Below are 6,066 nucleotides of genomic sequence, written 5' to 3'. Positions count from 1 at the left end.
TTGTTATAAGTATCAATATCAAAAGCCATATGTTCCCTCCTTTATAAGTTAAAATTATCGTGAGCTTTTGTCTATTATACAAAATTTTTCCTTTTAAAAAAAGAAAATTATTAGAAATTTTACTAATGATTGTAGTATAAGATTTATATTTTTTAGATAATCGTGATATAATCATAGTAGGAATTAAAATAAATATATTTTTAACGTTGATATTAATAAAGTATTAAATTTATTATAAAAAATTTTTAGAAGGAGTTTTAGGTGAATATGCTAGAGAATGATTGTCAGATATATAAACTTAATAAAGTTTATACAAGAAAAGATATTGGAGAAATATTAGGTACTTCTACAAAAGGAGGAAAATGGACAACAGGTTATACTACTTTTAATGATGAGTTATATATTTTTGCAACTATTGATGGAGCAGGGAGAACAGGACATAATTATCATAATAGATTTTTAGAAAATGATATTTTAGAATGGTATGGTAAAACAAATAGTCAAATAAATCAACCTCTTATAAAAAGAATAATAAATAATGATATAAAAGTATATATTTTTATAAGATATAATGATAAACCTCAATTTACTTATATAGGATTAGGAAAATGCATAAAGTATTTTGATGAAAGCCCAGTAAGAATATATTTTGATTATGAGAAAAGAAATTTAGAATCACTAAAAGATGAAAACATTAAAAAAATAGAGGATCTAGAAAATATTTCCATTACAGAGAAAGAAAGTATTATAAAGAGCAGAATTGGGCATTCAAAATTAAAAGAGATTTTATTAAATAATGAAAAAAAATGTCAACTATGTGATGTAAAAAGAGAAGAATTGTTAATAGCTAGTCATATTAAACCTTGGAGTAAATCAACTTCACAAGAAAGATTGGATTTAAATAATGTTTTGTTATTGTGTCCTCTTCACGATTCATTATTTGATAAAGGATTTATTTCTTTTGATGATAAAGGAAAAGTTATCATTTCAGGTGTTTTAAGTAAAAATGATATATTAAGTTTAAATATTAATGAAAATTTAAAAATAAATTTAAAAGAGGATCAAAAAAAATATATGAAATATCATAGAGAAAACATTTTAAAAACTAGGTAAATAAAAAGAGTATGGGGAAGAATTTTCCCCATAAGGTGTGATAAAAATATAAATAAAAAAGGCTACACATAAAAATGTAGCCTTTAACTTTATTAGTTATTATCTTGGTCTATTTTCATTTGGATATAGTCGTCGTAAGACATTAACTTATCAACGATAGTTCCATCTGGTAATATTTCAATAATTCTATTAGCAACAGTTTGGATGAACTCGTGGTCGTGTCCAGCAAAAACTATTGTTCCAGGGAATTTAATAAGAGCTTTGTTTAAAGAAGTGATAGACTCTAGGTCTAAGTGGTCAGTAGGGTTATCGAATAATAAAGCATTAGCTCCAGACATCATCATTCTTGATAACATACATCTAACTTTTTCTCCTCCAGATAAAACTTTAGCTTTTTTAAGTGACTCTTCCCCAGTGAATAACATTCTTCCTAGGAATCCTCTTACAAAAGAATCGTGTTGGTCAGGTGAGTAAGGTCTTAACCACTCAACTAAATCATAATCAGCATTATCGAAGAAAGCTGAGTTATCTTTAGGCATATAAGCGTGAGTTACTGTAACTCCCCAAGTAACGCTTCCAGTATCTGGCTCAATATCTCCAGCAAGTACTGATAAAAGAGTTGTTTTTAAGATATCGTTGTCAGAGATAATAACAACTTTATCTCCAGTATTTATTGTGAAAGATAGATCTTTAAATATTTCAACACCGTTTACTGTTTTAGAAATATTTTCAACTTTTAACATATTGTTTCCAGCTTCTCTATCTGGTTTAAACTCGATAAATGGATATTTTCTGTTAGAAACTTGCATATCCTCAAGTTGTAATTTTTCAAGTTGTTTCTTTCTTGAAGTAGCTTGTTTAGATTTAGCAGCGTTAGCAGAGAATCTAGCGATGAATTCTTGTAACTCTTGTCTTTTTTGTTCAAGCTTTTTATTTTTATTAGAAATTAAACTTAACATAAGTTGGCTTGACTCATACCAGAAGTCGTAGTTTCCAACGAACATTTTAATTTTTCCATAGTCAATATCAGCTATATGAGTACATACTTTGTTTAAGAAGTGTCTGTCGTGAGAAACAACTATAACAGTAGTATCATCTAGTCCCATTAAGAAGTTTTCAAGCCAAGCAACAGCTTTAATATCAAGTCCGTTAGTAGGCTCGTCAAGAAGTAAAACATCAGGGTGTCCGAATAATGCTTGAGCAAGTAAAACCTTAACTTTTATTGGCTCTTCAAGATCACGCATAAATGAATCGTGAAGATCAGCTTTTATTCCAAGACCAGTAAGTAAAGTAGCAGCCTCAGACTCAGCGTCCCAACCATTTAACTCTGCAAACTCTCCCTCAAGATCTGCAGCTCTCATTCCGTCCTCTTCAGTAAAATCTTCTTTAGCATAGATAGCATTTTTCTCAACGATTATATCCCATAATCTTTTGTGTCCCATAAGAACAACGTCCATAACTTTTGAATCTTCAAAAGCGAAGTGGTTTTGAGATAAAACAGCCATTCTCTTATTCTTGTCTAATATAACCTCTCCCTCAGTTGGAGTGATTACTCCAGAAAGAATTTTAACAAAAGTAGATTTTCCAGCACCATTAGCTCCAATTAATCCGTAGCAATTTCCAGGTGTGAACTTAATATTAACATCTTCAAAAAGTTTCTTGTCTGGAAATCTCATTGATAGATTACTTGTAGATATCATTTATTATTTTCCTCCTATAAAAATTTAATCATTCGCTCTATTATATCATAAAGAATAAAAAAATAAAATATATTTTGTTAAAAACAAAAAAAATCTTGCTGATATTAAAATTTAATGGTATTATATAAGCCTATGTTTTATATGTAAATTTTGGCTAATCCCTTTAATACTTATAAAAATATGATTATAAGGTAGAGGGAAAAATTATTGGGGAAAATTCTTCCCCATAAAAATTACTATATAATAAGGTAGTAAAAAAATTTTGTATATTGTAGGGAAGTTTCCTTATAAGAAATAAAGAAAGTTTAATAAAAAGTAAGTTTAAATCTTTAAATAGAGTAAAAAAATAAATACTTTTTAGAAGGCAAAAGAAAATAAAAAACTTAATAAAATAAGGAAAGATTTTAAAATAATATTTAAAAAATAGTAGGGAATAATCTTCCCCATAAAAAAAGAAATTAATAAAAAAATTAAAATACACTATAAAATTATAGGGAATCTTCCCTATAAATAAATCTTAGGGGGAAAGGTAGATGAATAATATATTAACACCGATTAAAATAAAAAATATTCTTATACAAAATAGAATAGTATTACCCCCTCTTGTAAGATTTTCTATGATAGAGGACGACGGGTATGTAACAGATAAGCTCCTAGATTGGTATGAGAGCATAGCAAGGGACGGAGTTGGAATGATAATCGTTGAGGCTACCTGTGTAAGTGCTGACGGAAAACTTAGAGAAAATCAACTTGGGATTTGGGACGACAGTTTTATAGAAGGACTTAGTAAGATAGCTAAAATAGGAAAAAAATATAAGATACCAATGCTTATACAGATTCATCACGCTGGTTTTGGAAAAAATATAAAAGATGTTGATGAAAAAATCCTTGATGAAATCTTAGATAAATTTGTAATAGCATTTCATAGAGCAAAAAAAGCTGGATTTGACGGAATAGAGATACACGGAGCTCACACTTATCTTTTATCACAACTTAACTCAAGACTTTGGAACACAAGAAACGATAAGTATGGGGGAGATTTTGAAAGAAGAATGTACTTTAATAAAACTTTGATTGAAAGGACTAGAGAGCTTTTTGATGATAATTTTATTTTAGGTTACAGACTTGGTGGAAATGAGCCTACCCTTGAGGACAGTACAAAAATAGCTATCTATCTTCAAGATTTAGGGCTTGACCTTATCCATATTTCAAGTGGTATCCCAGAAGAGAGATTTAGACAACCAGCTAAGATTGACAACTTCCCAGAAAATTATCCAGAGGAAAAAGATTTTAAACTTGACTGGGTTATCTATATGGGGGTTGAGATAAAAAAACATCTTCATATACCAGTGATAGGGGTTAGAAATATAAGGACAGAGGAGCAGGTGAGCTACCTTATAGAAAATAATCTTTTGGATATGGTGGCAGTTGGTAGAGCTATGATATTTACTAATAAGTGGATGGTTAAGACAAGAAAGGCATATTTAAAGAGGGTTAAAAATGATACCAAATAGTATAGATATATTTTGTGATGTAATTGATAACTATGGAGATATTGGGGTTGTATATAGATTTTCAAAGGAGATAAAAAATCTATATCCTAAGGCTAGGGTAAGGGTTATACTAAATAAATTGGATGAACTTACTAGGATAAATCCCTTTGCACAAAAGATAAATCATCAAAATATCAACGGAGTTCTATATATTTATGAGGAGTTTTTCAAAAAAAACTTTTCTCAATATGGAGTTTCTGATATAATAATTGAGGCTTTTGGTTGCAATATCTTTGATGAATATATAGAAGTAGCAAAAAAACAATCAAAACTTTGGATAAATTTAGAATATCTTTCTGGAGAGGAATGGGTTGAGGACTTTCATTTGAACGAGTCAATTATAGACTCTAAGACTTTAAAGAAGATATTTTATATGCCAGGCTTTTCAGAAAAAAGTGGTGGTATCTTAATGGACACAGAGTTTTTAGAGAATAAAGATTATAGTAAAAGTCATAAGGAAGAGGTGCTAAGACAGTATTTCCCATACTTAGATTTTACAAATAAAAGGGTTGGAACAGTATTTTCTTATGAGAAAAACTTTGATAACCTTTTGGAAACTTTAAATAATCAAGAGGAAGAGACATTTTTAATCTTGATGGGAGAGAAGACTCAAAAGAGTTTTGAAAAATTTTTTGAAAAAAATTCAACAGAGGACTATATAAATTTAAAAAAATATGGTAAAATATATCTGTATAATGCCAAATTCTTTTCTCAAGAGGAGTATGATAGCATTATATCTGCCGTGGATTTTAATTTCACAAGGGGAGAGGACTCTATCGTAAGAGCTATCCTTGTTGGAAAACCATTTTTATGGCATATCTATTTACAAGATGAAAAGTTCCATATGGTAAAACTTAGAGCTTTCTTAGATAGATTTAGAGAGAGCGTTTCTTTAGATGATAAAGAAAATGAGGTTATGGACAGATATTTTAAACTATTAGAGGACTATAACGACAGGGAAACTAATTCTTTTGAAAAGGGGAAAGAGGATTACCAAGTATTCTTCCAAGAGTTTGACACTATAAAAAGAATATGTGAGAAGTATAGCCAGTTTTTAATAGAAAATTGCAATCTAACAAAAAAATTATATAAATATATAAAAGAAATTTAAAGGGGGACAAAATGAAATTTGCTCAAGAATTAAGACAAGGAACAACTATTAAAATAGGAAACGACCCATTCATCGTTTTAAAAGCTGAGTACAACAAATCAGGAAGAAACGCAGCAGTTATGAAATTAAAAATGAAAAACTTAATCGCTGGAAACATTGTTGATACAGTTTTAAAAGCTGACGAGAAAATGGACGACATCAGATTAGACAAAGTTAAATGCATCTACTCTTACAACGATGGAACTAACTACATCTTCTCTAACCCAGAAACTTGGGACCAAATCGAATTATCAGCTGAAGATTTAGGAAGCGCTTTAAACTACTTAGAAGAAGAAATGGAAGTTGAAGTTGTTTACTACGAATCTACTCCAGTTGCAGTTGAATTACCTACATTCGTTGAAAGACAAATCGAATACACTGAGCCAGGATTAAGAGGAGATACTACTGGTAAAGTTTTAAAACCAGCTAAATTAAACACTGGATTTGAGGTTCAAGTTCCTTTATTCGTAGAACAAGGAGAATGGATCAAAATAGATACAAGAACTGACGAATACGTAGAAAGAATCAAAAAATAATAGTTATTTTTAAA

5 protein-coding genes are annotated in these 6,066 nt (G+C 29.5%); 4 read left to right on the top strand and 1 reads right to left on the bottom strand.

The window, feature by feature from the left end:
* The first annotated feature begins 267 nt into the window (after positions 1-267).
* Positions 268-1,113, top strand: coding sequence for a DUF3427 domain-containing protein (locus tag Q1J48_RS03280; RefSeq protein ID WP_300361198.1), 846 nt, complete (start codon positions 268-270; stop codon positions 1,111-1,113).
* A 92-nt stretch (positions 1,114-1,205) separates the two neighbouring features.
* Here Q1J48_RS03280 and Q1J48_RS03275 read toward each other — a convergent pair whose 3' ends face one another.
* Positions 1,206-2,813: an ABC-F family ATP-binding cassette domain-containing protein gene (locus Q1J48_RS03275; RefSeq protein WP_300361195.1), complete on the bottom strand. Its 1,608-nt coding sequence runs from the start codon at positions 2,811-2,813 to the stop codon at positions 1,206-1,208.
* A 533-nt stretch (positions 2,814-3,346) separates the two neighbouring features.
* Here Q1J48_RS03275 and Q1J48_RS03270 point away from each other — a divergent pair.
* Genes Q1J48_RS03270 through efp form a run of 3 tightly spaced genes read left to right on the top strand, consistent with a single transcriptional unit; the run spans position 3,347 to position 6,052 of the window.
* Entirely contained in the window at positions 3,347-4,327 is a 981-nt protein-coding gene (locus Q1J48_RS03270) for an NADH:flavin oxidoreductase (RefSeq protein ID WP_300328735.1), read from the top strand.
* Entirely contained in the window at positions 4,314-5,477 is a 1,164-nt protein-coding gene (earP, locus tag Q1J48_RS03265; protein ID WP_300361193.1) for an elongation factor P maturation arginine rhamnosyltransferase EarP, read from the top strand. The genes Q1J48_RS03270 and earP overlap by 14 nt, the downstream gene beginning before the upstream one ends.
* An 11-nt stretch (positions 5,478-5,488) precedes the next feature.
* Positions 5,489-6,052 (top strand): elongation factor P, encoded by a 564-nt coding sequence (gene efp, locus Q1J48_RS03260; protein WP_300328739.1) that lies wholly within the window; start codon positions 5,489-5,491, stop codon positions 6,050-6,052.
* The last annotated feature ends 14 nt before the right edge of the window (positions 6,053-6,066 follow it).

This window comes from Fusobacterium sp. (assembly GCF_029258315.1).
GTDB lineage: Bacteria > Fusobacteriota > Fusobacteriia > Fusobacteriales > Fusobacteriaceae > Fusobacterium_B.
The sequence above is the reverse complement of the archived record's forward strand: the minus strand, read 5'-3'. Positions and strand labels throughout refer to the sequence as shown.

Bases quoted from the DNA above. Each gene is read 5' to 3' on its own strand.
- Q1J48_RS03280 (WP_300361198.1), top strand. From the start codon at position 268: ATGCTAGAGAATGATTGTCAGATATATAAACTTAATAAAGTTTATACA.
- Q1J48_RS03275 (WP_300361195.1), bottom strand. From the start codon at position 2,813: ATGATATCTACAAGTAATCTATCAATGAGATTTCCAGACAAGAAACTT.
- Q1J48_RS03270 (WP_300328735.1), top strand. From the start codon at position 3,347: ATGAATAATATATTAACACCGATTAAAATAAAAAATATTCTTATACAA.
- earP (WP_300361193.1), top strand. From the start codon at position 4,314: ATGATACCAAATAGTATAGATATATTTTGTGATGTAATTGATAACTAT.
- efp (WP_300328739.1), top strand. From the start codon at position 5,489: ATGAAATTTGCTCAAGAATTAAGACAAGGAACAACTATTAAAATAGGA.